The 800-nt window shown below is 74.8% G+C and carries 1 pseudogene; it reads right to left on the bottom strand.

The features are described 5' to 3' along the window. A pseudogene (locus P1P70_RS45290) lies at window positions 1-562 on the bottom strand (NB-ARC domain-containing protein); the annotation flags it as partial. Window positions 563-800: the final 238 nt, after the last annotated feature.

The following is an 800-nucleotide window of genomic DNA, read 5'->3' as shown; positions in this document are numbered from 1 at the left end:
GGGAGGGGGAGGGGTGGTGGGTGGCGCGGGCCGCGATGATCGCCAGGGCGAGCGGCAGTCGGCCGCACCGGCTGACGATCTCGTCGACCGCTTCCGGCTCGGCCGGCGGTCCGGCGTGGCCGAGGTGTGCCGTCAGTGCGGTTCGGGCGTCCGCCGTCGACGGCAGGTCCAGGCGGAGGGGATGAGCGCCCGAGGCGACGAGGCCGGAAAGCCCGTTGCGGCTGGTGACCAGGGTCAGTGAGCCGGGCGACGCGGGCAGCAGCGGACGCACCTGCTCGGTGTCGGCCGCGTCGTCCAGCACCACCAGTAGCCGGCGGCCGACCAGCAGACTCCGGTACAGCCCGGTGAGCGAGTCCGTGCCGCTCGGCAGGCGCCCGGGTGGCACCCCGAGTGCGGTGAGGAGGGCGCGCAGCGCCGTGGCCGGATCCAGAGGGGCCTCCACCGGGTCGAACCCGCGCAGGCCGAGGTGGAGTCGGCCGTCGGGGAACCGCTCGGCGACCGTGTGCGCCCAGTGCACCGCGAGTGCCGTCTTGCCGATTCCCGGCATGCCGCTGATCAGCACGGTGGTCGGCGCCCCTCCGGGGGGCCCTACAAGGTCGGCGGCCCCCTCGCCGGGCGTGATCTCCGCCAGATGACGGAGTTCGCCCTGTCTGCCGACGAAGACCGGGAGCGAGGGCGGCAGTTGCGTGAGCGGTCCGTCGGGAACGGCGGTCGTCGATCTGTTCCCCGCACGCGAAGAGGGCTCTGCCGGGCCCACCGAACGGCCGGCCGGAGAAGTCGGTGGTGAGGGCGGCGGAGGG

Origin of the sequence: Streptomyces sp. MB09-02B, from assembly GCF_033794485.1 — a bacterium.
Taxonomy (GTDB): domain Bacteria; phylum Actinomycetota; class Actinomycetes; order Streptomycetales; family Streptomycetaceae; genus Streptomyces.
Note: the sequence above shows the minus strand (reverse complement) of the source record. Positions and strands in the feature narration are given on the sequence as shown.